Origin of the sequence: Martelella alba, assembly GCF_005217455.1 — a bacterium.
Classification (GTDB): Bacteria; Pseudomonadota; Gammaproteobacteria; order Enterobacterales; family Enterobacteriaceae; genus Acerihabitans.
Genome location: NZ_SZPQ01000010.1, coordinates 107,768 through 133,535 on the forward strand (window position 1 = coordinate 107,768; position 25,768 = coordinate 133,535).

The window sequence follows — 25,768 nt, forward strand, 5'->3', positions numbered from 1 at the left end:
TGTTCAATGATATGTTAGTTTAACCGCGCGAATAGCGTGGCTAACGGCATATTGAAGCCATTTTCCGCGGGGAAACCTCACAATGAGCGATAAAAACGCGGCCAAGCCGCAAAAGAACCACGCCACTGCGGCGATCGATGCGCTGGATCGCCGTATTCTGGCGCACTGGCAGCACGATACCCGGCAGATTGCCGAGCGGATTGGCGAAGAGGTGGGATTGTCCGCCGCCGCCGTGCAGCGGCGATTGAAACGACTGCGCGCCGCCGGGGTAATCGAGGCCGAAACCGCCACGCTCAACGCACGGGCGCTGGGATTTCCGGTCACCTGCCTGGTGGGTATCGATTTACTGCATGAGCGCAACGAACACATCAGGTCATTCAAACAAGCCATGTTGAAACAACCGATGGTTCAGCAGTGTTTTTATGTCACTGGCGAATACGATTTCATCTTGCTGGTGGTCTGCCGCGATTTGGAAGACTATGAGCAATTTACCCAAACCGCGATTATGTCAGACGATAATGTCCGCAGTTTTACCACCTGGGTAGTGATGGATAGGGTTAAATCCGGCAATCTGCTGCCGATGGCCACGGAGCCGGAATGACTTCCTGGAGGTAAAATGGCGTTAAGGTGTTTGCCGGTGACGTGGAACCGCTCTTTGGCGGCGGCATGGCGGGGGAAATTTGCCGTCGGGAACAATTGACAGGCCAGCCGGTTTGCCGCTAACGTCTCCATTGCACCACCGGCAGTGACGGGCGGCGGCGCAGGGAACACGGTGACGGGCTTTAACCAAAGAGACGCATATGCCGGCCAACAGCGAAATTATAATCCGACCCATCGCGCCAAACGATAAGGATGCGTGGAAGCAACTGTGGCGTCGCTACCTCCGCTTTTATTCCACCATTCGCGACGATGCGCTGTACGAGGCCACCTTCCAACGGCTGGCGGACGACAGCTATCCGGATATGTTCGCCTTTGTGGCGGAATATCGCGGGCAGCTCGTCGGTTTGGTGAATTGCATCATTCATGATCATGGCTGGTATCAGGATCGGGTGGTTTATCTGCAAGATCTGTTTGTGGAAGAGTCCGCGCGCGGACGCGGTATCGGCCGGCAACTGATCGAAAAGGTTTACGAACGGGCCGATCGAACCGGCAAGGCCAGCGTTTACTGGATGACCCAAACCAGCAATAAAACCGCCATGGCCCTTTACGATAAAGTCGCCATCAAAACCGATTTCATTATTTATCAACGTTGATCCGCCGCCGGGCTGCCGTTAAGACCGGTCATGATCGCCGGTCAATGGGCAGGTCGAGGGGGATGGGGATCGCCGTTTCGGCGGTTCATTGCGCAACGAAATTAAAGGATACCCGTTTTTTGGAAATCAAACCGTCGCCGTGCGGACAAAAATAATCTACCGCGCCGCAGGCGATCAGTTTTTCCAGCGGTCTGCCGCAATCAGGACACAGGGCTTGTCGTAGAAATCGGCGGTGGCAAAACGCGCAATGAAATGTCTCCCCATGACGGGACAACACGTGCTGGCATACCGGACAGCGCTCTTCCATTACCCCTCCTCATCCAAGCTTTAATTCAACCTGGTACCTTGCATCCAGGGCGGTTCAATTTCGTTCTGACCTTCGTGACGACCCATGTGCCGCGGGGTGACCCAGGCAAGCACTCACTTGCTCTTTTTGATATGGCTTAGCAGCCGCTTGCGCTTACGCATTTGATTGGGGGTGAGCGTATTGCGGCGTCCGGCAAAGGGGTTTCCCCCTTCATTAAACTGAATGCGAATCGGTGTGCCCATGATCTGCAATGAACGCCGAAAATAATTCATCAAATAGCGCTTATAAGAATCCGGCAAATCCTTTACCTGGCCGCCGTGAATGACCACAATCGGCGGATTATAACCGCCGGCATGGGCATACTTGGGTTTAACCCGTCGCCCGCGAACCAACGGCGGCTGATGCTCGCTGACCGCCATTTGCAGGATTTTGGTCAGCATGGCGGTGCTCACCCGTCGAGTGGAACACTGATAAGCCTCATTGATGGATTCAAACAGATTACCGACGCCGCTGCCATGCAGCGCCGAAATGAAATGCACCCGGGCGAAATCAATAAACCCCAGGCGCATATCCAGGGTTTCCTTGACCTCGTCGCGGATTTCCTGGCTAAGGCCATCCCATTTGTTGACCGCAATCACCAGCGAGCGCCCGCTATTAAGGATAAAGCCCAACAGCGACAGATCCTGATCCGAGATGCCCTGACGGGCATCAATTACCAGCAGCACGACATTGGCGTCCTCAATGGCCTGCAGCGTTTTGATGACCGAGAATTTTTCCACGGTTTCGGTAATCTTGCCGCGCTTGCGCACTCCCGCGGTATCAATGAGCACATATTCCCGCTCGTCGCGCAACATGGGGATATAAATGCTGTCGCGCGTCGTGCCGGGCATATCGTATACCACCACCCGCTCCTCGCCGAGGATCCGGTTGGTGAGCGTGGACTTGCCCACATTGGGCCGGCCGACAATCGCCAGTTTAATCGGCAACGTTTGCGGATCGAAATCCTCTTCCTCGGCAAGCGCCGGATCTTCGCCGCCCTCCTCCGGCCAGGCCTCCCCGGCGTTTGCGGCATCGTCGGCGGGATTAGCCGGCAACAGCGGCATCAGGGCGTATTCCAACAGACTGCCGACGCCGCGACCGTGCGAGGCGGCGATGGCGTACACCTCCCCCAGACCAAGAGAGTAAAAATCCCCGACCGCGCTGTCGGCATCGATACCGTCGGTTTTATTGACCACGACCAGCGTGGTTTTCTCGCGGCTGCGCAGATGCTTGGCAATACCAGTGTCGGCCGGCATCAAACCCGCGCGGCCGTCCACCATAAACAAGACGACATCCGCCTCTTCGATGGCCAGCAGGGATTGTCCGGCCATCCGAGTCTCCACGCCCTCCTCGTTACCGTCGATGCCGCCGGTATCGATAACAATGAATTCATGCCCTTCCCACTCGGCGCGACCGTACTTGCGATCGCGCGTCAGCCCGGGGAAATCCGCCACCAACGCATCGCGGGTATGCGTCAAACGATTAAACAAAGTGGATTTTCCCACGTTCGGGCGCCCGACCAGCGCGACGACAGGTACCATTGTGACAACCTCATTCAATAAAAAACGTGTTCAGCGTGAATTGACGCCGATTATATATTTAAATACGTCGAGTTGCATTGCGGCGGGCCTCCGGCGAGAGACCGGATATCCCCCACCGTACCCCAGTCCCATGGCTAACGCGGTGACTGGGGAGGGCGAACGCCGCCCGCAAAGAGGCAACGTGAAGTATGACGATGACATTAAGACACAACGGCCCCTGAACATGTCAGGAGCCGTTGTGATCCCGCCGTCCGGGCAGATCGGCGGGCAATAGCGCGACTTAACGGGTAAAGGCGTAAACCTCGCCACCCCTGGCCTGGATCAGGAGTTTGGTGCCGGCAACCACCGGTTTGCTGAGTAAACCGGAACTGTCGACTTTATTCTGCGCCACAAAGCGCCCATCATCCGTATCCATCCAGTGCAGATACCCCTCGGCATCGCCAGCGACCAGATAGCCGTCGAACAACACCGGCGAGGTCAGGTTGCGGTGCAGCAGCGCGCTTTGCCGCCACAAAATCACCCCGCCCTGGGTATCCAATGCGATGACTCGATCGTCCTGATCCACCACATAAATGCGGTTGCCATCCACAACCAGATCGTTGACCGAACCGATCTCGCGTCGCCAGATGATCTGGCCGGAACGCAGATTCAGCGCGGCGAGATTACCGTTGTAAGCCTGCGCGTAAACCACATTGTTGACCACTACCGGGGTCATGTTCACGTCATTGAGCCGGGCGATTTCCGTCGCGCCGGCGGCGGCGGAAATCCGCTGCTGCCAGATCATCTGCCCCTGGGCCAGCAATACGGCGCTGACGCGCCCGTTGTCGCCGCCGACAATGGCGGCGCCGAAAGCCGTGGCCGGCGACGATTCGCCCCGGAGGGTCAATGGCGGCATATCGAGATTGGCGGTCCATTTGATAGTGCCGTCGGACTGGTCAAGGGCCTGCAACATACCGTTGCCGGTATGAATCAAGACCAGACCGTCACTGACCACCGGCATCGACACCGCTTCCCCAGCCACTTTCGTTTGCCAGGCAACGGTGCCGTCCGCGGCGTTCAGGGCATAAACCGTCGCTTTCTCGCTGCCGATATAGATTTTATCGCCCGCCGCGGCGATGCCGCCGGACAATAACGCGGACAGATTACGGGAAAAGAACCCGGTTTTTTCCGAGAGGTTTACCGACCAGATTTCTTTACCCGAATCGATATCCAGCGCCTTCACGACGCCAAAGCGATCCGCGGCGAAAACCCGGTTATCCTGCCAGGCCGGACGCAGGTTGGCATAGTATTCGCCGGAGCCGTCGCCCACCGACTTGCTCCAGATGACGGTGGGTTGGAACTGATTTTCCACTTTCGGCAAGGGCGACATGGTGACCACATCTTCTTCGCCGCTGAACCACGAACAACCGCCGAGCAGAGTCAAGGAAACCAGCCCGACAAATAATGATTTACGCAATTGCATGGGGTCCCTCTCAGCTGGACAGATTATTCAGTTTCATACGCAACAAGGCTTGCAACGCCTGTGGCGGGTTGGCCTTCAACGCCTTATCATAAGCGTCGCGCGCCGCCTGGCCGTTGCCTTTCTGCAATTGTGCGTCGCCGCGGATATCATCCGCCAGCGCCGACCAGGCCGCCTGCTTAACCCCGTTTAGGGTCTGCAGCGCGCCATCGGCGTTTTTCGCCTGAAGCTGAACACGAGCCAGCCGGAGTTTGATAAGCGTTTGCAGATTTTCCTCGCCGGTTTGTCCCAACGCCTTCTCAAGCTGCCGCTGCGCTGCGGGGAAATCGCCTTTATCGGCGTAATAACGGGCCAAATCCATTGAGGTAAGGGCGCCGTAGTTATTGTTGTTATCATCGGCAAACTTCTGCGCCGCCTCGACATGGCGCGAATCCGCATTGTCGCTCAACGCCGTAGTGACCTGTTGCCAGGCCGCCGACGAACTCATCATACTGTCGCTTTGATGGCTGCGCCAATAATGCCAGCCCAGCAACGCCGCGACGCCGATGACCACCCCGATGGCCAGCGCTTTGCCGTTATCCCTGAAAAAACGCATCAACGCATCGCGCTGTTCGTTTTCCGTACTATAGATTTCCACGCTGCCCTTCTCCTTAACCCAATAACGATGCCAGACGCGCCGCGATTTCGCTTTGGGCCACCGTTTCCTGGTCGCCGGTGGCCAGATTTTTCACCACGACCTTGTGCGAGGCGACTTCATCTTCTCCCAACAGCAAGGCCAGCTTCGCGCCCCATTTGTCGGCGCGGCCGAGCTGCTTTTTGAAATTTCCGCCGCCTTGGTTGGTCATCAACCGCAAGGCAGGCATGGCATCGCGCAATTGCTCCGCCAGCCCCATGGCCGCCCCCTGCGCGCCCTGGCCGGAAGCAACCAGATACACATCCACGGTCGCGCAAGGTTTAAGATCCGGATTAACAGACTGCACCAGCAGCACCAGCCTCTCCAGACCCATGGCGAACCCCACCGCCGGCGTGGCGCGCCCGCCCAGTTGTTCCACCAAGCCATCATAACGGCCGCCGGCGCACACCGTACCCTGCGCGCCCAGGCTGGTGGTGACCCATTCGAATACCGTCCGGTTATAATAGTCGAGACCGCGCACCAAACGCGGATTAACCGTATATGGGATGCCGGCTTGCCGCAAAAGTTCACACAATCCGGTAAAGTGCTCGCGAGATTCGTCGTCCAGGTAATCGGTCAGCACCGGCGCATTGTCCAGCAGTCGTTGGACATCGGGGTTTTTGCTATCCAGGACCCGCAAGGGGTTGGCGTACATGCGCCGACGGCTGTCTTCATCGAGCACGTCGCGATGTTTTTCCAAAAAGGCCACCAGGGCCTCGCGATACTTGACACGCGCCTGGAGGGAACCGATGGAATTGAGTTCGAGGGACACATGCTCGGCGATGCCCAGCGCCCGCCACCAGCGGGCGCAAAGCAAAATCAACTCCGCATCGATATCCGGCCCCTGCAAGCCGAAGACCTCGGCGCCAAGCTGATGAAACTGACGATAGCGGCCCTTTTGCGGTCTTTCGTGACGGAACATCGGGCCGATATACCACAAGCGTTGCTCCTGATTATAAAGCAAGCCGTGTTCGATGCCGGCGCGAACGCAACCGGCCGTTCCTTCCGGACGCAACGTCAGGCTGTCGCCATTGCGGTCCTCGAAGGTGTACATTTCCTTTTCCACAACATCGGTCACTTCGCCGATAGCACGTTTAAACAGGGGAGTCAGCTCGACGATGGGCAACCGGATTTCACTGTAGCAGTAACCTGCCAGCACATCCTTGAGTATACCTTCGATACGCTGCCAGATTGCCGTTTCTTCCGGCAAATAGTCGTTCATGCCGCGAATGGCCTGGATGTTGTTCGCCATGTGATTCTCTTAGGTTATAGACCCTTTATGATTCAAGCCGGCGCTAACCGCCCGCCTTGGCATCGCCCCGGCCGGAATCCGGAGAATCCGCCCGATCGCCGCCGCGCCGCGACTTGGAACCCGTCGGGTAATGTGTTACTTGTCTATCAAATTGACGACAATGCGTTTATTTTCGTCCAGCATGGCCGCCTTGGCGCGGATTTTCGCTTCCAACTGATCGATCATCGCGTCGTTATCGAACCGTTCCCGCTGACGCACGCCGTCTTCATAAAAACCGCTTTTGTTATGGCCGCCGGTCACGCCGAGGGTGGAAACCAGCGCCTCGCCGGGACCATTGACCACACAGCCGATGATGGAAACATCCATGGGCGTGACAATATCTTCCAGCCGCTGTTCCAGCGCGTTCACCGTGCCTATCACATCAAACTCCTGGCGCGAACAGGTCGGGCAGGCGATAAAATTGATGCCGCGCGAACGGATGCGCAGGGATTTGAGTATATCGAACCCGACTTTAACTTCCTCCACCGGATCCGCCGCCAGAGAGACCCGCAAGGTATCGCCGATGCCCTCGCTCAACAGCAGGCCAAGGCCGATGGCGGATTTGACCGCGCCGCTGCGGGCGCCACCCGCCTCGGTGATGCCCAGATGCAGGGGCTGGTCGATGCGCGACGCCAACAGACGATAGGATTCCACCGCCAGGAAAACATCCGAGGCCTTAACGCTGACTTTGAACTGATGAAAATTGAGGCGATCGAGGATATCCACATGCCGCATGGCGGATTCCAGCAAGGCCTGCGGCGTGGGTTCGCCGTATTTTTCCTGGAGATCCCGTTCCAGTGAACCGGCATTGACCCCGATCCGGATGGGTATATTCCTGTCGCGGGCGCTATCGACCACCGCGCGGATGCGCTCTTCATTACCGATATTGCCCGGGTTGATGCGCAGGCAGTCCGCGCCGTATTCCGCCACTTTCAGCGCGATGCGGTAATCGAAATGGATATCGGCCACCAGCGGCACGTTAATTTGCTGCTTAATGAGACGGAACGCCTCCGCCGCCTCCATGGTGGGCACCGAAACGCGAACGATATCAACGCCGACACGTTCCAACGCATGGATTTGCCGTACCGTCGCCTCGACGTCGGTGGTGCGGGTATTGGTCATCGATTGTACGGCAATGGGCGCGCCATCCCCTACCGGCACGTTGCCGACATAAATTCGGGTCGATTTCCGGCGTTTGATGGGTGCGTTAGTCTGCATTACCTCTCTCCATAAATGCCCATGCTGCTTAATTAGCGGCTATGGTGAGTCGTGCAACCTGATTGGTCTTGACAAAACGGCTCAAATCCACCGGTTTGCCCTGATACTGAATTTGTACCGCCGCCGGCGCGCCGATGCGAAGTTTGAAAGGCGCCTGGCCGGTCAGCGTGAGCTTGCCGCCGTTGCGTTGCGTGCCGCTAAACAACTTCTTGCCGGTGGCGTCGAAGACTTCCAGCCAGCAATCGGCGCTGAAATTCATCACCAGACCGTTGGCGTCCGCTGCGTCGGTGGCCGCCGTAGCCGAGCCGGCGCCTGTGTCGGCCGTTGAGGCCGGGGCGGCGGAAGTTGACGCGGGCGACGGCGCGGAAGGCGATACCACCGGCGAGGTGGTATTTTGCGCCGTGCCCGTGGGCGAAGACGCGTCGGCGTTATCCTGCGCCGGGGCGGAAGCGCTCGGCGCGGTGGAGGCGGCGGCGGACCCGGTATCGGCCGGATTTTGATCGGCCGGCGGCTGCCCGGTCTCGTTGGCGGCGCCTTCATCGCCGGGTTCAGAGGCGGCGGCACTGGCATTGTCCGCATCGCCCGCGCCATTCTGGCCGGCTTTGGAGGCTTGGTCCGCCATATTGGAAATATCCTGCTGTTGCGCCTGGTGGTTCTGCCACCACCACGCCCCCGTCAGGCCCACCACGACAAACAGGATGAGCCAGGTAAATCCCATTAACCAGCCGTCCCGTTTCTTGCGGGTTTTACCGAGAGCGAAGGTCTGCATCGGCGCGACCTTGGAGGCCCGGACCGGCGCCTGTTTCGCCATCATCGGCAGGATCTCTTCTTCGGAAACGTGAACCAACCGGGCATAAGAGCGGATATAACCCCGTAAAAAAGTGGAGGCCAGATTCGGATTGGCCTTGTCCTCTTCTATCTCTTTTACCGTGGATAATTTGAGGCATAGCCGCTCGGCCACAGCCTGCTGGCTGAGTCCCATTTGTTCACGGGCCTGACGCAGGCGCGCGCCTGTCGTTGTTACTGCTGCTTGATCTTGGAGGGCTTCAGTATTCATTAGCTAGAAACTGCTGGTACTGTTTAGATTGTGGAAAACTTCGCGCAAGCCGTGCGCCATAACGTTTAACGTCATTGTGGTGCCCCGCTAACGCAGCGAAACGAATCTGTAACCATAAACTGTCGGCGCTCGCCGGCAGGATATGCTGGTATACACTCAATAATAGTTGTGCTTTGTCGCTATTCCCTTCACCGAACTGCCGGTCTGCTTCCGCCAGCAACGCCGCGCCTTTTTCCGGGTCATATTTTAGCGCCCGTCCGAGTAACAGTCGCGCCTCGTCATTCTGGCCGGCCTTGAAAAAGCAATAACCAGCCTGTTCCAGACTGTCGGCGACCTGGCCGTAATCCGTCGCCCGCGCCGCCGCGGCAAACTGTTGTTGCGCCGCTACATACTGCCCTAAACCACATAAAAACGCACCGTAATTATTCAGAACAGTGGCGTTTTGCGGCGCCAGCTTCATCGCCAGGTTATAACGTTCCCGCGCGGCGGCGTTTTCGCCGATCCGCTGCTCATAGAGGGCCATGCCCAGTTGGGCGCGGTAGTCCGCAGGGGCGCTTTTCACGGCCTTCTCCAGATTTTGCCGGGCCGCATCAAGGTTGTTCGCCGCCAGGTATTCCATTCCCAGTTGCAAACGCGTTTGAGCGGACGAGGAGGAAACATCGGTATCCTGCCGGTCCCCGGCGCATCCATTGAGTAACCCGAAAAGTAATAATACTCCAGTTAACCGTCTAAGCGTCATGCCTGTCTCCAATTTCCTGTGAAGATTCGGTTAATCCGCCACGCCGGCCGGTTCCCTCGGCCAGCGGCCACTCATACTATTTTTACCTCGATAGGCCGTGTCGCCATACCCTGGCGCAAGGTCCGCTTGGTCCTATCAATAACGTCGCCGGCCAACTGGCCACAGGCGGCGTCAATATCATCGCCGCGCGTCTTGCGCACAATGGTGGTAAAACCATATTCCATCAAGACTTTGGCGAACCGATCCACCCGGCTATTGGAACTGCGGCCATAAGGCGCGCCAGGGAACGGATTCCAGGGAATCAGATTGATTTTGCATGGCGTGTCCTTGAGGCACGCCGCCAACTGATGCGCGTGCTCAGTGCCGTCGTTGACATGATCCAGCATGACATATTCCACCGTCACCCGCCCCTGGTTGGCGTTGGATTTGTTCAGATAGCGGCGCACGGCGGACAGGAATGTCTCGATATTGTATTTTTTGTTGAGCGGAACGATCTCGTCGCGGATGGCGTCAGTGGGCGCATGCAGCGATATCGCCAGCGCCACGTCGATAAGATCGCCCAGTTTGTCCAGCGCCGGCACCACGCCGGAGGTCGACAGCGTCACCCGCCGCTTCGACAGGCCGAAACCAAAATCGTCCAGCATGATTTCCATGGCCGGCACCACATTGCTCATATTGAGCAAGGGTTCGCCCATGCCCATCATCACCACATTGGTAATGGGCCGCTGGCCGGTCACTTTGGCCGCGCCGATGATTTTGGCCGCGCGCCATACCTGGCCAATAATTTCCGACACCCGCAAATTACGGTTGAAGCCCTGTTGGCCGGTGGAGCAGAACGTACACTGTAAGGCGCACCCCACCTGGGACGAAACACAGAGGGTGGCGCGATCGTCTTCCGGAATGTATACGGTTTCCACCTGCTGGCCGCCGACCGCGATGGCCCATTTGATGGTGCCGTCGGCGGAACGTTGTTCACTGACCACTTCCGGCGCGCGAATTTCAGCCAATGCCTTGAGTTTGGCCCGCAAAGGTTTGTTGATATCGGTCATCTGATCAAAATCGTCACAGCAATAGTGATAAATCCATTTCATCACCTGATCGGCGCGAAAGGGCTTTTCGCCGAGATCGGCAAAAAAATCCCGCATCTGCCGGCGATTCATATCCAGCAGGTTCAGTTTCTGATCGGAAGATTCGGGGCTGGCGTTATCCGCCGCCGCAGCGGGTATTTCGGGTACAAATTGCTCTGACATTGTCTTGAAGGCCTCGTTATTACACGTTATGGCGCAGGAAAGATAAAGAAATGCCCCGGCCGAGTGCGTATTACCGCCTCATCCGGGGCGCATAGGGGGTAGATTTTAGCGCAGAGCGCCGCTGCTTGAAAGCATCGCCGACGCTTTTTTACAAGGTTTGCGAGGGTTATTGGCGCGGGCGCGAATGCACTTCATCATCGCTGAAGAAATAGGCGATTTCCCGCGCGGCGGACTCCGGCGAATCCGAGCCGTGTACGGCGTTGGCGGTCAGGCTGTCGGCGTAATCGCAGCGCAAAGTCCCCGCCAAGGCATTGGCCGGATTGGTGGCGCCCATGATTTCCCGATTGCGGCGCACGGCGTCTTCCCCTTCCAGCACCTGGACCATAATCGGGCCGGAAGTCATGAATTCCACCAGTCCGTCAAAAAAGGGTTTACCGCGGTGTTCGGCATAAAAGCCCTCGGCTTGCTCGCGGGTGAGTTGCAGCATTTTCACGGCAACCAGGGTGAAACCGGCGCTTTCAAAACGCGCATAGATCGACCCGATAACATTTTTGGCCACCGCGTTGGGTTTTACCATGGAAAAAGTACGTTCTATCGCCATAACAACCTCTAATATCAAATTTAACGGACGGCCGGGCTACCCCCGTCATACCTCGCGATGCCGCGTAACATATTGAGGGTATGTCATTTTCATGTCGGCCTGTTGGAGTGGCGCAAATTATAGGGATTGAAGAAGCATTTGCCTATCACAATTGCAACATAACGTTAAAAAAAGCCGATCTTACTCCCTATTTTTCAACGGGCTGTTACATTCTCACTAAAAAAACGGCCGTTGTCAGCATAAAAACGCGACAACGCGCTGAATTTACAACCAGCATCGGCGAACGCCTGCATCGGCCCTCCGCTTGTCGCCGCCCGCCGGATCGCCGACAATGACGTTGACGCGTTCCGCAATGCTTCCAGGGCAGTGAAACGCGGCCCTATTTTCCGGACAGGGCGGCATTCTTCTGCCGGCCGGCCCATAAGCGGAGTAATGTCATGACAACGTCTTTGTTTGTTTCACCCGAGTGGCTGCGGGCACGGATCGAGGATCCGGGAGTCCGCGTGCTGGCCGCGCCGATGTTGCCGCCCGGCTATCAGGGTCCCCGTGATCTGCATAGCGAATACCTGGCCGGTCATGTGCCGGGAGCGGTGCTGTTTGATATCGAAGCCTTGTCCGATCGCGCCAGCCCGTTCCCGCATATGCTGACCTCGCCCGCCACTTTCGCCCACGCCATGGAAGCGCTGGGGGTCGGCGACGAACAGCATCTGGTGGTCTATGATGACGGTTCGTTGTTTTCAGCGCCGCGCGCCTGGTGGATGCTGCATGTGGCCGCCGGGGCGCCGCGTGTTTCCCTGCTGCGCGGCGGCCTGGCCGGCTGGCAGCGGGCCGGTCTGGCGCTGGCGCAAGGGCCGGTCTCGGTCGGTCGGGGCGTATTCCGCGTCCGGCCGGCTTCAGATCGCGTGAAAACCGCGCAGGATATCCTCGGGATCCTCGCCGATCACTCGGCGCAAATCATCGATGCCCGCGCCGCCGATCGTTTCAGCGGTCAAACGCCCGAACCCCGCCCCGGCCTGCGCGGCGGCCATATCCCCGGCAGCCTGAATATGCCCTGGAATGCCCTGGTGCGCGATGGGGCGTTAAAGGAAAACAGCGAGTTGCGAAGGTTATTCGCCGAGGCGGGGCTGGTTTGGGACAAGCCCGTCGTGGCCAGTTGCGGCTCGGGGGTCACGGCGGCGGTGGTCGTGCTGGCGCTAACCGCGCTGGGTCGCCAGGATGTGGCGTTGTACGACGGCTCCTGGAGCGAATGGGGCGCCGGAAAAGATTTGCCCGTCGCCCTGGGCGACAAGGGATAAATCGCGAAAAAAACGCCTGCGCGGCCCAGCGCCGTTGGCGCCGGGCAAGGGTTCAGGCGGGGTCGCTTTGGCGCAGATCCTCCAGCCAGCTTCCCCACTTGCGCTCATAGAAAGGCGCGGCGTGGTGCAGGAAATAATGGCTGATGCCCGGTTCGTTCTGGGCCACCAGGCAGAGATCCACGGGCTTTCCATCGGCGGCGGTGTCGGTGGCGACCTGCCCCACGGCGTCGATTATCGCCTCGGCATTGTCATCGCACTCCAGGCCGATAAGCCAATGGGGCGGGTCCTCGGGCTCATCGCGAATCTGGACCATAAACGCCCGGCGAACTTCTTTGTGGCCGGCCAGCAACCGGCTGAGCGAGTTAACCATCTGCGCCGGTTTTTCCCCCGAGTCGCTTAGCGTGAAACGGGCTTCTCCCTCAAGGATTTCCTGCTCGGTCAACGCATTGCCGCCGTTCATCAGCAACGCGGCGATTTCATCGGGACTAAAAGCCTTACCGTAGGGCAGCCGTGGGTTAAGAAACAGTTCCACTCCGGCGGTCATGGCAAACAGATTGCGGGCCGGTAGCGCCAAATACGGCTGCGGTGTGGTTATCGCCTGCTGTAATGCCTCCGGCGAAGTGAAAAACGGTATGGCCGTCGTTCCGTCCGTTTTTTCCCAATGTTGCAGATCCACCGGTTGTTCACCGCTCTGGCGGGCCGCGCCGGCTATCCAACCGTCATCGCTTTCGCCTGGAACGAACACGGTCGATTCCAGCAGCAACGCGAAAAAAGCCGGCCGATATGCCGGTTCATCGGCCGCCCGCTTCAGTGCCTGCTCCAGCGCATTGTCCTGTGATGCCATGTTATTCTCCGCACAGTTTTCGTCGCCCGCGCGCGTTTGCCTTGCGGCAGCGGCCCGCATTCGCCCTTCATCGTCACTCGGCTTCGTCCGCCTTGGCCAACAGCAGATTGGCAAGGGTTCGCACACCCAACCCGGTGGCGCCGGCGGACCAGAGATCGACGGCGCTTTTACGGTAGGTGGCGGAACAATCCATATGCAGCCATCCCTGATGGTAGTTCTCGACGAAATGCGATAAGAAGGCCGCGGCGGTGCTGGCGCCGGCGGTATAAGCCGCACCCGCCACATTACTCAGGTCGGCGAAACTGGACGGCAGTTGGCCGCGATGAAATTCCGCCAGCGGCAAGCGCCAGAAGGGCTCGTTTTCCTGCGCGGCGCTCTCGAGCAGCGATTGCGCCAGGGTGTCGTCGAAACTGAACAACGCATGGTAATCATTACCCAGCGCGGTTTTTGCCGCGCCGGTCAGGGTGGCCGCGTCGATAATCATACGGGGATGTTTGGCCGAGGCGTCGATCAGGCCGTCGGCCAACACCAGCCGCCCCTCGGCGTCAGTATTCATGACTTCCACGCTCTTGCCGTTGCGGTAGCGGATGACATCGCCCAGTTTGAAAGCGGTGCCGCTGACCAAATTGTCGGCGCAGCACAAATACAGGCGCACGCGCTGTTTAAGTCCACGGGCGACGGCCAGCGCCAGGGCGCCGGTTACGGTGGCCGCGCCGCCCATGTCGGATTTCATCGAATCCATGAAGTTGCTGGGTTTCAGGCTATAGCCGCCGCTGTCGAACGTGATGCCTTTGCCCACCAGGCATGCCAATACCGGCTCGTCCGGGTTGCCGCTCGGATTGTAATCAAGGGACAACAGCACCGGTTGCCGATCCGACCCGCGACCGACGGTATACAGTCCCATATAGCCGTTGTCGCGCAGATCGTCGGCTTTGGTGATGCGATATTTAACGGCGTCCTGGGCCACCAGGCTCAGTATATCCACCGCCCGTTGCGCCAGTTGTTCCGGCCCCAATTCTTCCGCCGGGGTATTGATGGTGTGCCTGACCCAGTCGATGACTTGCAGACGGTTGTCCAATTCGCGCCGGGCCGCTTCCGCCAGTTCCGGCCAGACCACGCTCCGCTGCCCCTTCGGCCCGCGATAGCCCTGCCAGAATGCCCAGCAGCGCTCAAGATCCCAGCCGTCCCCCTCCAATTGGACATGTTTGATGCCCTGACCATCGATTTTACGCGCCGCGCGCTGGATATCCGTCAGCGCGTTTTCCTCGGCGAGGTGGATGGTCATTCCCCGATCGCCGACACTCAGCGACGCCTTTTCCCCCCAACGGGGATCGGCCGGCAGGGTTGTTAGCATAACCGGCATTGTTTCGGTTGTCATAAACTGGCTCCGGTAGTTGTTATTGGTACACTCTTATCCGGCAAACTGCCCCGGGTCCACTGCCCGCCGCCCAAGCCTGATCCGCCAGGCCCCCTGGACAACGCGGGCGGTCTTGCCGCTGTTTGAGCGATGTTGTGTTGATAAAGCCAACGCTGTACTTGCCCGCACAGCGATGAAAAAACGGTCCGCGCGGACGGATTGTCGATACCTAGTCCGCTTCATCCAGCCAAACCAGCAGAATGGCTTCAAGAATTTTTTCACTGGACGCCTGCGGATCATCGTCGAAATCATCGAGTTCGCAAATCCAGCGATGCAAATCGGTAAAGCGCACGCTTTGCGGATGGATATCCGGAAAGCGGTCATACAGGGCCTCGCCGATGGCCCGGCTGTCCGTCCATTTCAGACTCATAAGCGGTTACTCGCGCGCATGGTTTATTGTATAGCGGGGAATTTCCACCACCAGATCATCGCCGGCCACCCGCGCCTGGCAGCCAAGCCGGCTTTCCGGCTCCAGTCCCCAGGCCTTGTCGAGCATATCGTCTTCCTCCTCGCTACTGGGGGATAACGAGCCGAAACCTTCCCGAATCAGACAATGGCAAGTCGTGCAGGCACAGGACTTCTCGCAGGCATGTTCGATTTCGATGCCATTGCGCAAGGCGACATTAAGGATAGTCTCGCCGGACTCCGCTTCCAAAACCGCACCCGCCGGACAGAGTTCCTGATGCGGTAAAAAAACTATTTTCGGCATTGATATTTATACCTCATCCACCGAATGCCCCGATAGCGCGCCCCGGATGGAAACATCCATGCGCCGCGCGGCAAAATCACGGGTCCGCTGGTCAAGTTGTTTGAGGGCGGCGTCAATGACGGCATCATCGTCGCCCGCGATAGCGCAATGCAAGGCCTGCGCCGCCTCGTCTATCCCCCGGCGTTCCTCGGGCGAAAGCAAGCGGGCGTCCCCGGCCAGGGCGCCTTGCAGACTTTCCAGCATGCGTGCGCCGTCCACCTTGAGCTCTGCCGTGCGACGCAGGCGAATATCATCCTGAACATGCGCGAGGGAATCGGTGATCATGTTGGCGATTTCGTTTTCCGTCAAGCCGTAGGAGGGTTTCACCTGGATAGATGCGGCCACGCCGGTGGCTTTCTCCATCGCCGACACGCTGAGCAGACCATCGGCGTCCACCTGGAATGTGACCCGGATATGGGCGCCGCCGGCGGGCAGCGGCGGGATACCCCGCAGGCTGAAGCGGGCCAGCGAACGGCAATCGGCCGCCAGTTCACGCTCCCCTTGCAGTACCTGAATCGACATGGCTGTCTGTCCGTCTTTGAATGTAGTGAATTCCTGGGCCCGCGCCACCGGAATGGTGGTATTGCGCGGGATGATTTTTTCCACCAGCCCCCCCATGGTCTCCAATCCTAATGACAACGGGATGACATCCAGCAGCAGCATGTCGTTGTCCGGCTTGTTGCCGGCCAGAATGTCGGCCTGGATGGCGGCGCCGATTGCCACCACCCGATCGGGATCGAGGCTGACCAGCGGCGGACGGGCGAAAAATGCCGCCACGCCGTCACGCACCGCGGGTACCCTGGTCGAGCCGCCGACCATCACCACCTGGGCGATGTCTTCACGGGCGATGCCGGCGTCTTTCAACGCCCGGCGGCATGCGGTCAGCGTCCGCTTGATGAGCGGCGCTATCAGGGCGTCGAATTGTTCCCGCGTGATTTCCCCGCGCCAGCCGTCCAAAGACACCGAAGTCCGTTCAGCGCCGCTCAAAGCGATTTTCGCATCGATGGCGGCCTCGAGCAGCCGGCGCCGCGCCATAGGATCGCCATCGTCGGGCAGGCCGGACCGCTCGCGCAGCCAGTCCGCCAACAGCGCATCGAAGTCATCGCCGCCCAGCGCCGTGTCGCCGCCGGTGGCCAAAACCTCGAAAACGCCGCGGCTTAACCGGAGTAGGGAAATATCGAAGGTGCCGCCGCCCAAATCATAGACCGCGATAAGCCCTTCCTGACCGGAATCCAGCCCGTAGGCGATGGCGGCGGCGGTCGGTTCGTTAAGCAGGCGCAAGACGTTCAGGCCCGCCAGACGCGCGGCGTCTTTGGTCCCTTGCCGCTGCGCATCGTCGAAATACGCCGGGACGGTGATCACCACGCCGGTGAGTTCGCCATCAAGCGCCCGGGTGGCCCGCCCGGCGAGTTCGCGCAAAATGTCCGCCGATACCTGAACGGGGTTTATCGGGCCGGCGGCGGTGGCTATTATCGGCAGGCCATTTTCGCTGGCCATCAGGCGGTAGGGCAGCGAGTGAAACGATCGCTGGATATCGGCCAAGGACCGACCCATGAGGCGTTTGACCGAGATAATGGTATCGGTGGGATATAAAGCGGCTTCGGCTCGCGCCTGCCAGCCCACCCGCGCACCGCCTGGGCCATAGCGCACCGCCGAGGGCAGCAAATGCCGCCCCTGGTCATCCGGCAGGGTTTCGGCGATGCCGCTGCGTACCGTCGCCACTAAAGAATGGGTGGTGCCTAAATCGATACCCGCCGCCAGACGGCGCTGGTGTGGCGCGGCGGTCCGGCCGGGTTCGCTTATCTGTAGTAATGCCATAAGTTGCTTCCAAAAACCGCCGACCGCCGTAACCCGCCGAAACGGGGTATCACCGGTCCGGTAAAGCGTCTTCCAATTGTTCCATCTGCTGGCGTGCTTTATCGAGAAAGCGCAGCTTGCGAACGCTGTCCGCCGCCGTCTGCCAGTCGCCCTGCGCTAATTGCGCGGCGGCTTCCCGTTCGCGCGCGGCGAACAAGCCGGCCAGCCGTTCACCGAAAGCCTCCAGCGCCGCCTCGGCGCCCGGGCCGGCGGCGAGGGCTTCCAATTCCTCCCGTAGCGCCCATTGCTCCATCAGGAAATCGGTATCACGCAGCGTATACTGCTCGCTGGCGACATCAATGCCATGGAGGGACAACAGGTATTCAGCCCGCCGCAACGGCTGGCGCAATATCTGATAAGCCTCGTTGATCATGGCGGCCTGCCGGGACGCCTGTAGGCGCTCCTGCTCGGCGCCGGCGGCGAAGCGATCGGGATGCCATTGCCGCTGCAGCGTCTGAAAACGCTCGGTCAATGTCGCGCCGTCCAACGCGTAACGGACGGGCAACCCGAAAAGCGTAAAAAAATCCATCGCCGGTATCGTCACACGTTAAAACTTTCGCCACATCCGCATTGGCTGGCAATGTTGGGATTGTTGAACTGGAAGCCCTCGTTTAGCCCCTCGCGCACGAAGTCAAGCTGGGTGCCGTCGAGATAGACCAGGCTTTTACCGTCGATGATAACTTTGATACCTTTATCTTCAAAGATAACATCATCGTCGTTAAGCTCATCGACAAACTCCAGCACATACGCCATGCCGGAACAGCCGGAGGTTTTCACTCCCAGGCGCAGCCCCAGCCCCTTGCCGCGGTGCGTCATAAAATCCGCCACGCGACGCGCGGCGCTGTCACTTAAGGATATCGACATTCACTTACCCTCCCGCAACACGTCAGGCTTTCGCTTCGCGTTTGCTTTTATAATCGGCGATGGCGGCTTTGATGGCATCCTCCGCCAGAATGGAACAATGAATTTTTACCGGCGGCAGTTCCAGTTCCTCGGCAATCTGGGTGTTTCTGATCGCCTCCGCCTCCAGCAGGGATTTGCCCTTCACCCATTCGGTCACCAGCGAACTGGACGCGATGGCGGAACCGCAGCCATAGGTTTTGAAACGGGCGTCTTCGATAATGCCCTGTTCATTGACTTTAATCTGGAGCTTCATGACATCACCGCAGGCCGGTGCGCCGACCATGCCGCTGCCGATGGACGGATCCGCATTATCGAACGAGCCGACATTGCGGGGATTTTCGTAATGATCAATGACTTTTTCGCTGTATGCCATGATAGACCCGACCCTGTGTGCAAAAGAGGAATTAATGCTGCGCCCATTCGATGCTGTTGATGTCCACACCCTGCTTGTACATTTCCCACAAGGGGGAGAGTTCGCGCAAGCGGCCGATAGACTTATGCACCAGCGCGATGGCGTAGTCGATTTCTTCAGTGGTGGTGAATCGGCCGAGGGAGAAGCGGATGGAGCTGTGCGCCAGCTCATCACTCAACCCCAGCGCGCGCAGCACATAGGAAGGCTCCAGGCTGGCGGACGTGCAGGCCGAGCCGGACGAAACCGCAAGGTCTTTTAAGGACATGATTAACGATTCGCCTTCCACATAGTTGAAGCTGACATTGAGGATGTTGGGCGCGCCTTGCTCCAGGCTGCCGTTGAGATAGACTTCCTCGATATTTTTGATGCCGTTCCAGAGCCGGTCCCGCAACGCGCGCAGGCGCGCCGCTTCCTCGGCCATTTCCTCTCTGGCGATACGGTAGGCTTCGCCCATGCCGACAATCTGGTGCACCGGCAGGGTTCCCGAACGCATGCCCCGTTCATGGCCGCCGCCATGCATTTGCGCCTCGATGCGCACCCGCGGTTTGCGCCGGACATACAGGGCGCCGATGCCCTTCGGGCCATAAAGCTTATGACCGCTGAAAGACATCAGATCCACTTTCAATTCGTTGAGATCGATGGGCAGTTTGCCCACGCTCTGGGTCGCGTCCACATGGAAAATGACCCCGCGGGCGCGGCACATCTCGCCGATGGCCGCAATGTCCTGCACCACGCCGATTTCATTGTTGACATGCATGACGGAGACCAGGATGGTGTCGTCGCGCAATACGTTTTCCAGCGCTTGCAAATCCAGCAGGCCGTTGCGGCGGGGCGAGAGATAAGTGACCTCGAATCCCTCCCGTTCCAATTGACGACAGGTATCCAGCACGGCTTTATGTTCGGTTTTGCAAGTGATAATGTGCCGGCCTTTTTTCTGATAAAAACCGGCCGCGCCCTTGATAGCCAAATTGTCGGATTCCGTGGCGCCGGAAGTGAAGACAATTTCACGGGGATCGGCGCCCACCAGTTCGGCTATCTGATTGCGGGCGATATCCACCGCTTCCTCCGCCTGCCACCCGAAACGGTGTGAGCGGGAAGCGGGATTGCCGAACGTGCCGTCCAGCGTCAGGCACTGCATCATCTTTTCGGCCACGCGCGGGTCGACCGGCGTGGTGGCCGAATAGTCCAGATAAATTGGTAATTTCATTGCTCAAAAGCTCCCTAAATCAACTGCCGAAATTCAGGCGCCGCGTTTCTGCTTATGCGCGCAGGTTCACGTTGATGGTCTCCTGAATACGCTGATCGCCGCCAGCGCGCCGCAGCGTGTTGTTCTGCCGGTCGGCGACATCCAGAATTTCCTCATTGCGCACCAGCTCGGCTAACGTAATATTGTTGAGGAACTCGCTGATGCGCACACTGAGATCGCGCCACAGCGTGTGGGTTAGACAGCGATCGCCGTTCTGACAACCTTCTTTGCCCTGGCAACGGGTGGCGTCCACCGATTCGTCCACAGCGGTGATGATGGCGCCCACCGCTATCTGATCCGCGCCTTTGCCCAGCAGATAACCGCCGCCGGGACCGCGAACGCTGGCCACCAGATCATTTTTACGCAAACGGGAAAACAGCTGTTCGAGGTAAGACAGGGAGATACCCTGACGTTCGGAGATTTCCGCCAACGGCACCGGCCCCTCATGGGAATGCAGAGCGACGTCAAGCATGGCGGTTACCGCATAACGGCCTTTGGATGTGAGTCTCATGGTAATGGTTCCCGTTTGGTGAGATATGACGAAAGTCTGCCATTCCCGAGTAAACGAGTCAACTATTTAACCAAGTAATTTGCTCAGGTATTGGCGCCATCTATTCCCGCTTTTCCAGCGGTTGCTGTTCAACGGAGGTGAGGATACCGCGCAGAATATGCAATTCCTGGCTTTCCGGACGGGCCCGCGTGAACAAGCGGCGCAACCGGCTCATCACCTGCCCCGGGTGCGCCTGACGAATAAATCCGGTGCCGATCAGGACTTTTTCCAGGTGGCCGTAAAAGCGTTCCAGGTCCTCGGCCAGCGGATAAGGGGAGGTTTCGCCGGCCGGCGCAGCCGCATTCTGGCGATTAAGCCAGGCGACGCGGATATCGTAGGCCAGGATCTGGACCGCCATGGCCAGATTAAGGGAACTGTATTCCGGATTGGCGGGAATCATGACATGGTAATGGCATTTTTGCAGTTCCTCGTTGGTCAGCCCCACCCGTTCGCGGCCGAACAGCAGCGCCACCGGGCCCATTTGCGCCTCGGCGACGCTTTTCACGCCGCATTCGCGGGGGTCGAGCATCGGCCAGGACAAGGTGCGGGAACGGGCGCTGGTGCCTACCACCAATCGGCATCCCGCCAGCGCGTCGTCCAGATTGTCGACGATGGTGGCGCCGCCGATGATATCGCTGGCGCCAGCCGAAAGCGCGATAGCCTGGGAATCGGGCCGGGTAAGGGGGTTAACCAGATAGAGGTTGCTTAGGCCCATGGTCTTCATGGCCCGCGCGGTCGAACCGATATTGCCGGTATGGGAGGTTTCGACCAGAACAACGCGAATATTGTGCAGCATAATCTTATAAAACCAATTGAAAGTGGCCAATATATTATCACAACCATAGGTTTTTTGCCGACGGCCTGCTATAATCCGCGCCGTTTTCGTTCTTTAACATTCCAGTGGACATTATCCATGCATCCGATGCTCAACATCGCTATCCGCGCCGCGCGGAAAGCGGGCAATTTGATTGCCAAACATTACGAAACCCCTGACGCCGTCGAGGCCAGCAGCAAAGGCGACAATGATTTCGTCACCAATGTCGATCGCGAGGCGGAACGGTTGATCATCGAGGTCATCCGCAAATCCTATCCGCAGCACACTATTCTTACTGAGGAAAGCGGTGAATTGGCCGGCGAAGATCAAGACGTGCAATGGATAATCGACCCTCTGGATGGCACCACCAATTTTATCAAGCACCTGCCTCATTTCGCCGTTTCCATCGCCGTGCGTCTTAAAGGCCGCACCGAAGTGGCGGTGGTTTATGACCCGATGCGCAACGAACTGTTCACCGCCGCCCGCGGCCAGGGCGCCCAGTTAAACGGCTACCGCCTGCGCGGCAGCAACGCCCGCGATCTGGACGGCACCGTGCTTGCCACCGGTTTTCCCTTTAAGGTCAAACAGCACGCCACCACCTATATCGGCTTGGTGGGCAAGCTTTTCACCCAATGCGCCGATTTTCGCCGCAGCGGTTCCGCCGCGCTGGATTTGGCCTACGTGGCGGCCGGCCGGGTGGACGGTTTTTTTGAAATCGGTCTTAAGCCCTGGGATTACGCCGGCGGCGAACTGCTGGTGCGCGAGGCGGGCGGACTGGTCACCGATTTCGTCGGCAACCACAATTATTGGCTTTCCGGCAATTTAGTGGCGGGAAATCCACGTGTGGTCAAGGCCATGCTGTCTGCGATGCGCGACGAATTAAGCGACGCGCTGCGCCGTTGAATCGCCGCCGTCGGCCGGCGCCGCTCAATGGCTGAAGGGGTGAATCACCCCTGTCGTGGCGGGCTGCGCGCCAAGATAAAGCAAAGCGCCCGTGGCCATCAAGACCAGGCCGCCGGCCAACGCCAGCGTCGCCCAAGCCGTCCCCGCGGCATGGCCGGCGTTGCGGCGGCGGGTAAGATTTTCAGCCAGCCGCCTCGCCCAAAAGGACAAAAGCGCCAGCGCCAGGAGCGTCAGCGACGTACCGACGGACATGGCCATCGCCGACAGCATCCCCCAGCCATACACCCCAATCACTTTGGCGAACAACAAGACCAGCACCGCGCCGGAACAAGGACGGAATCCCATGGCCAGCACCACCGCCGCCCGGGTCCGCCAGCCGGTCTTGTCCCTGAGATCCTCCGGCGCGGGCATATGGCGATGGCCGCAGCCGCAATGGGCGCCATGGTCGGTAGCTTCCCCGCCGTCAGACCGTACTGGCCTGTAGCCATTATCCGCCGCCGGCGCCAGCCCCACCCTGGCCAAGCGCCCATCCGCCTGGCGCGGCAACAAACTGACAGCGCCGATCCGCGGCCTTCGGCCGGTTTGCCGCGCGAGGCTGCGAAAAACCGCCCGCAGTCTTGCCGCCGCCCGCAGGCAGAGTAATGCGCCAAGCAAAGCCATCAACAGATAACTGCCCTTCTCCAGCCAAAATTCCCCCAAATGCAGCCTGTGCGAGGAAAGGTGCAACACAAACAGAAATAACGTCACCAACAGCACTGCCATGAGGCCTTGCAGCAACGATGCCGCCAGGGTCATCCCCAGGCTGAGCCGCAAACGGGAGGAATGCGTGGAAAGGTAGGTGGCGAGCACCAGCTTGCCGTGCCCCGGACCGACGGCATGCAGTATGCCGTAGGTCAAGCTGAACAACGCCAGGGACATGCCGGCCTGGACGGGATGCTGGCCGGCCGCGGAAAGTAATTGCGCCAGGTGGCGGTGCAATTGCGCCTGCCACAACACGCTTTGCAATAAAAGATAAGGCCCGTATTCGAGCAGATAACGGGCCGCCGCCAGTAACAGAATAAAGAACAGCCAGAATGGCCAAAGCCCAAGCAGCCAAAAGCGCAGGTTGCCGTGGCGGGGCCGTGTCGCGGTTATCAATGACATTGGAGTTGAACCTGTTGTGCGAATTGTTTGCCCAAGGACGTGTCGACGCCCACCGAGCCGGGGTTGTCAAGCGAAAGCGCATAGGCTTGCAGCGAAGGATTGGCTTTGGGCGTAAGGAGCGTCAGCTTGCAGGCGGTCGCCAATTCGCCGGGCAGACTGATGGCTTTCTCATCGCGATAGGTCATATCGACGAAGTAAGTGGGATCGTAGGTAGAGAAAGTGAAATCGCCGCCGGCCAGCAAGGGGGGATGCGCCACGGGCAGGACAAACATTAGCACCGCCTTGCGGCCATTACGGTACAACCGGTATTGCGCCGGCCGATCATCGAACTTGAGCGGCCGTCCGTTGCAATACGCCTGCGTGAAGTAATGCTGTCCCAGGACGTTGGCCATAACCTGCGCCGCCAGCTTTTTCCAGGCCACCGAATCCGGTTTGGCGTCGGGCGCGTCATAGAACACATCGGCGGATGTGATTTCATCCATGGTCCAGGTCATTTTAAAACCGCTTAAGCGATTGTCCCGACTGATGATTTCCGTTTGCATATCGATAAAACTGTGCGGATGGGCCTGGGCATGCCGGGGATCGCCCCAGCCAAGCGCCAGTACGGCGCATCCGGCCAGCCAGTTCAATCTGATGATGTGAATCCTGTTCGCCATCGTCGCGAAAGCTCCTCCCCCGGCGGTTCGCCAAGGGCGATGCTAGCGGATTGCCATTAACGGCCGCAAGTAAATAACTGTTGCAAACCCTTGCCGGAATTGATCTATTCGCAACGGGACCGTAGCAAAAATGTGACCGTGATTAAAACCCGGAAACAAAAACTCGCCTACGCTGCCAGAATACGCATCATTAACTATCATTAGCAGAAGTGAAACTCAAGGGTATGATACGTTTATGGGCTTGCACTTTTCCCCAGTGCCAGCGCTATCCGGTCCGCAACGCCGCAGCCATTTGCTTTTAATGCTTTTCGCACCTTTGCCGTCTTTGTCACTGGTCTCGCTTTCCCGCTATAACGGCGAGGATTTGCCGACGACACGGCGAGATCTTGTTCATATCGAGCGCGAGATCCGGCATATCCACCATCTCGCCTTGATTGGGCAGCATAATGGCAGTTACCGGATCGAGGGCATCGTTCTCAATAAACGCCTTTGTCTTATCGAGGGGTTGCGCCGCGCCCTGCGTTTATGCCCCGAGAGGGTAAGCCGGTATTTCGAACCGTTGCAAAAACACCAGTGGCGCCATCTGCCCATTGCCTTGCGCATCGGCCCCGATAGGCTCAATAGCGTGATCGACGCCTTTATCGCCTTGCTCGGCCGGCCAGCGCTCGCCGGCGATCGTTATTTTTTGCAATTGTATTTCCGTCATATCCTGTTGCAGTGCGCGGCGTGCGAGCATCCCGAATTCAATCAGCATCAATGGCATTGGCTGGAGCAAAAAACCGAGCATCGGGGCGTGCTGGACATCTTTCGCGACTGGCCATTGCCGGACAACGAAAAAGCGGGTTTGACGCTGCTGGCCCGGTTGATGAAGACACCCAGCTATAGCGGTACGATAACGGAGGACGATCGGCTGTTGACCCATAGCGTCGCGCAATTGATCGCGCGCTTCGAACAGGTTTCGGGCATGGCGTTTCATCAACGGGATTCGCTGGCGCGCCAGCTGTTTTCGCATTTGAGCGCCGCACTGGAACGCTGCCACTTCCATATGGGCATTGATAACAGCCTACAGCAGGAATTGGATGAGAAATACCCCCGTCTGATTCGCACCACCCGTCTGGCGGTGATGGCGTTTGAAGCGCATTACCGCATCAAATTCGCCCGGGAGGAAATCGGTCTTATCGCCGTGATTTTCGGCGCCTGGCTGATGCAGGATAATGAATTGCAGGAAAAGCAGGTTTTGATATTAACCCATGGCGAAAACCCCACGGAGAAAACGCTGGAACTGCAAATCCGTGAATTGACCCTCTTGCCGCTGAATATCAAATGCCAGTCTCTGGCGGAATTTCAATGCCGCGGGGCGCCAAAAAACACCGACCTGATCATTTCGCCGTTTTCTTTGCCCTTGCCGCTGTATTCACCGCCGCTGATTCTGGTGCAAATGCCGCTGGCCCTCTCTCAGCAGGAGCGAATCCGGCACTTTCTGGAATCCTGAGCCTGAATCGGCCATAGCGCAACTGTCCCGGCCGACCCGACGGCGCCGGATTTCAGGCGG

28 protein-coding genes are annotated in these 25,768 nt (G+C 58.8%); 5 read left to right on the top strand and 23 right to left on the bottom strand.

Annotated elements, in window-relative coordinates; all coding sequences use genetic code 11:
* Positions 1 to 82: 82 nt before the first annotated feature.
* A complete protein-coding gene (locus FCN80_RS09060) occupies positions 83 to 601 on the top strand; it encodes an Lrp/AsnC family transcriptional regulator (RefSeq protein WP_136989838.1) in 519 nt (172 codons plus the stop codon).
* Between the two features lie 199 nt (positions 602 to 800).
* Positions 801 to 1,253, top strand: a complete 453-nt coding sequence (locus tag FCN80_RS09065; RefSeq protein ID WP_136989839.1) for a GNAT family N-acetyltransferase — start codon at positions 801 to 803, stop codon at positions 1,251 to 1,253.
* A gap of 85 nt (positions 1,254 to 1,338) precedes the next feature.
* Here FCN80_RS09065 and FCN80_RS09070 read toward each other — a convergent pair whose 3' ends face one another.
* From FCN80_RS09070 to ndk, 10 genes are all read right to left on the bottom strand, one after another.
* Complete coding sequence (locus FCN80_RS09070) at positions 1,339 to 1,560, bottom strand: zinc ribbon domain-containing protein (RefSeq protein ID WP_136989840.1); 222 nt, start codon at positions 1,558 to 1,560, stop codon at positions 1,339 to 1,341.
* 113 nt (positions 1,561 to 1,673) lie between these two features.
* Positions 1,674 to 3,140, bottom strand: a complete 1,467-nt coding sequence (der, locus tag FCN80_RS09075; protein ID WP_136989841.1) for a ribosome biogenesis GTPase Der — start codon at positions 3,138 to 3,140, stop codon at positions 1,674 to 1,676.
* Positions 3,141 to 3,420: 280 nt separating this feature from the next.
* The gene (gene bamB / locus FCN80_RS09080) at positions 3,421 to 4,602 is read right to left on the bottom strand and encodes an outer membrane protein assembly factor BamB (RefSeq protein WP_136989842.1); all 1,182 of its coding nucleotides are present in this window, start codon (positions 4,600 to 4,602) and stop codon (positions 3,421 to 3,423) included.
* Between the two features lie 10 nt (positions 4,603 to 4,612).
* Entirely contained in the window at positions 4,613 to 5,236 is a 624-nt protein-coding gene (locus tag FCN80_RS09085) for a YfgM family protein (protein ID WP_136989843.1), read from the bottom strand.
* A 13-nt stretch (positions 5,237 to 5,249) separates the two neighbouring features.
* Positions 5,250 to 6,524, bottom strand: a complete 1,275-nt coding sequence (gene hisS, locus FCN80_RS09090) for a histidine--tRNA ligase (protein ID WP_136989844.1) — start codon at positions 6,522 to 6,524, stop codon at positions 5,250 to 5,252.
* A gap of 135 nt (positions 6,525 to 6,659) precedes the next feature.
* The gene (ispG, locus tag FCN80_RS09095; RefSeq protein ID WP_136989845.1) at positions 6,660 to 7,781 is read right to left on the bottom strand and encodes a flavodoxin-dependent (E)-4-hydroxy-3-methylbut-2-enyl-diphosphate synthase; all 1,122 of its coding nucleotides are present in this window, start codon (positions 7,779 to 7,781) and stop codon (positions 6,660 to 6,662) included.
* A 28-nt stretch (positions 7,782 to 7,809) separates the two neighbouring features.
* Complete coding sequence (rodZ, locus tag FCN80_RS09100; protein WP_136989846.1) at positions 7,810 to 8,838, bottom strand: cytoskeleton protein RodZ; 1,029 nt, start codon at positions 8,836 to 8,838, stop codon at positions 7,810 to 7,812.
* The gene (pilW, locus tag FCN80_RS09105) at positions 8,828 to 9,577 is read right to left on the bottom strand and encodes a type IV pilus biogenesis/stability protein PilW (protein WP_136989847.1); all 750 of its coding nucleotides are present in this window, start codon (positions 9,575 to 9,577) and stop codon (positions 8,828 to 8,830) included. Before pilW ends, rodZ begins: the two co-directional genes overlap by 11 nt.
* Before the next feature lie 71 nt (positions 9,578 to 9,648).
* Positions 9,649 to 10,827, bottom strand: coding sequence for a dual-specificity RNA methyltransferase RlmN (gene rlmN, locus FCN80_RS09110; RefSeq protein ID WP_136989848.1), 1,179 nt, complete (start codon positions 10,825 to 10,827; stop codon positions 9,649 to 9,651).
* 166 nt (positions 10,828 to 10,993) lie between these two features.
* Complete coding sequence (gene ndk, locus FCN80_RS09115) at positions 10,994 to 11,428, bottom strand: nucleoside-diphosphate kinase (RefSeq protein WP_136989849.1); 435 nt, start codon at positions 11,426 to 11,428, stop codon at positions 10,994 to 10,996.
* 437 nt (positions 11,429 to 11,865) lie between these two features.
* Here ndk and sseA point away from each other — a divergent pair, with 437 nt between their 5' ends.
* Positions 11,866 to 12,723, top strand: coding sequence for a 3-mercaptopyruvate sulfurtransferase (sseA, locus tag FCN80_RS09120; RefSeq protein WP_136989850.1), 858 nt, complete (start codon positions 11,866 to 11,868; stop codon positions 12,721 to 12,723).
* A gap of 52 nt (positions 12,724 to 12,775) precedes the next feature.
* Here sseA and sseB read toward each other — a convergent pair whose 3' ends face one another.
* The 11 genes from sseB to trmJ all read right to left on the bottom strand — a co-directional run bounded on the left by sseB (position 12,776) and on the right by trmJ (position 21,496).
* Positions 12,776 to 13,567 carry an enhanced serine sensitivity protein SseB gene (gene sseB, locus FCN80_RS09125; protein WP_136989851.1) on the bottom strand — a complete coding sequence of 264 codons (792 nt, stop codon included), beginning with the start codon at positions 13,565 to 13,567 and terminating at the stop codon, positions 12,776 to 12,778.
* 73 nt (positions 13,568 to 13,640) lie between these two features.
* Positions 13,641 to 14,945 carry an aminopeptidase PepB gene (gene pepB, locus FCN80_RS09130; protein ID WP_136989852.1) on the bottom strand — a complete coding sequence of 435 codons (1,305 nt, stop codon included), beginning with the start codon at positions 14,943 to 14,945 and terminating at the stop codon, positions 13,641 to 13,643.
* A gap of 208 nt (positions 14,946 to 15,153) precedes the next feature.
* Positions 15,154 to 15,354: a Fe-S cluster assembly protein IscX gene (gene iscX, locus FCN80_RS09135; RefSeq protein WP_136989853.1), complete on the bottom strand. Its 201-nt coding sequence runs from the start codon at positions 15,352 to 15,354 to the stop codon at positions 15,154 to 15,156.
* A 6-nt stretch (positions 15,355 to 15,360) separates the two neighbouring features.
* Positions 15,361 to 15,693, bottom strand: a complete 333-nt coding sequence (gene fdx, locus FCN80_RS09140; RefSeq protein ID WP_136989854.1) for an ISC system 2Fe-2S type ferredoxin — start codon at positions 15,691 to 15,693, stop codon at positions 15,361 to 15,363.
* Positions 15,694 to 15,699: 6 nt separating this feature from the next.
* On the bottom strand, positions 15,700 to 17,550 hold the full coding sequence (hscA, locus tag FCN80_RS09145; RefSeq protein ID WP_136989855.1) for a Fe-S protein assembly chaperone HscA: 1,851 nt from the start codon (positions 17,548 to 17,550) through the stop codon (positions 15,700 to 15,702).
* Positions 17,551 to 17,599: 49 nt separating this feature from the next.
* Positions 17,600 to 18,118 (bottom strand): co-chaperone HscB, encoded by a 519-nt coding sequence (gene hscB, locus FCN80_RS09150; RefSeq protein WP_136989856.1) that lies wholly within the window; start codon positions 18,116 to 18,118, stop codon positions 17,600 to 17,602.
* A gap of 11 nt (positions 18,119 to 18,129) precedes the next feature.
* Complete coding sequence (gene iscA / locus FCN80_RS09155; protein ID WP_136989857.1) at positions 18,130 to 18,453, bottom strand: iron-sulfur cluster assembly protein IscA; 324 nt, start codon at positions 18,451 to 18,453, stop codon at positions 18,130 to 18,132.
* Positions 18,454 to 18,475: 22 nt separating this feature from the next.
* The gene (gene iscU, locus FCN80_RS09160) at positions 18,476 to 18,865 is read right to left on the bottom strand and encodes a Fe-S cluster assembly scaffold IscU (RefSeq protein WP_136989858.1); all 390 of its coding nucleotides are present in this window, start codon (positions 18,863 to 18,865) and stop codon (positions 18,476 to 18,478) included.
* A 31-nt stretch (positions 18,866 to 18,896) separates the two neighbouring features.
* Positions 18,897 to 20,111: an IscS subfamily cysteine desulfurase gene (locus FCN80_RS09165; protein WP_136989859.1), complete on the bottom strand. Its 1,215-nt coding sequence runs from the start codon at positions 20,109 to 20,111 to the stop codon at positions 18,897 to 18,899.
* A gap of 52 nt (positions 20,112 to 20,163) precedes the next feature.
* Positions 20,164 to 20,661, bottom strand: a complete 498-nt coding sequence (gene iscR / locus FCN80_RS09170) for a Fe-S cluster assembly transcriptional regulator IscR (protein ID WP_136989860.1) — start codon at positions 20,659 to 20,661, stop codon at positions 20,164 to 20,166.
* A 100-nt stretch (positions 20,662 to 20,761) separates the two neighbouring features.
* Entirely contained in the window at positions 20,762 to 21,496 is a 735-nt protein-coding gene (trmJ, locus tag FCN80_RS09175) for a tRNA (cytosine(32)/uridine(32)-2'-O)-methyltransferase TrmJ (RefSeq protein ID WP_136989861.1), read from the bottom strand.
* A 117-nt stretch (positions 21,497 to 21,613) separates the two neighbouring features.
* Between trmJ and suhB the strand changes: the two genes are divergently transcribed.
* The gene (gene suhB / locus FCN80_RS09180) at positions 21,614 to 22,417 is read left to right on the top strand and encodes an inositol-1-monophosphatase (RefSeq protein WP_136989862.1); all 804 of its coding nucleotides are present in this window, start codon (positions 21,614 to 21,616) and stop codon (positions 22,415 to 22,417) included.
* 24 nt (positions 22,418 to 22,441) lie between these two features.
* Here the strand turns inward: suhB and FCN80_RS09185 are convergent, their stop codons facing one another.
* Both FCN80_RS09185 and FCN80_RS09190 read right to left on the bottom strand, forming a co-directional pair.
* Positions 22,442 to 23,560, bottom strand: coding sequence for a nickel/cobalt transporter (locus tag FCN80_RS09185; RefSeq protein ID WP_136989863.1), 1,119 nt, complete (start codon positions 23,558 to 23,560; stop codon positions 22,442 to 22,444).
* Positions 23,551 to 24,216, bottom strand: coding sequence for a DUF1007 family protein (locus tag FCN80_RS09190; RefSeq protein ID WP_136989864.1), 666 nt, complete (start codon positions 24,214 to 24,216; stop codon positions 23,551 to 23,553). The genes FCN80_RS09185 and FCN80_RS09190 overlap by 10 nt, the downstream gene beginning before the upstream one ends.
* A 235-nt stretch (positions 24,217 to 24,451) precedes the next feature.
* Between FCN80_RS09190 and csiE the strand changes: the two genes are divergently transcribed.
* A complete protein-coding gene (gene csiE, locus FCN80_RS09195) occupies positions 24,452 to 25,708 on the top strand; it encodes a stationary phase inducible protein CsiE (RefSeq protein ID WP_136989865.1) in 1,257 nt (418 codons plus the stop codon).
* Positions 25,709 to 25,768: the final 60 nt, after the last annotated feature.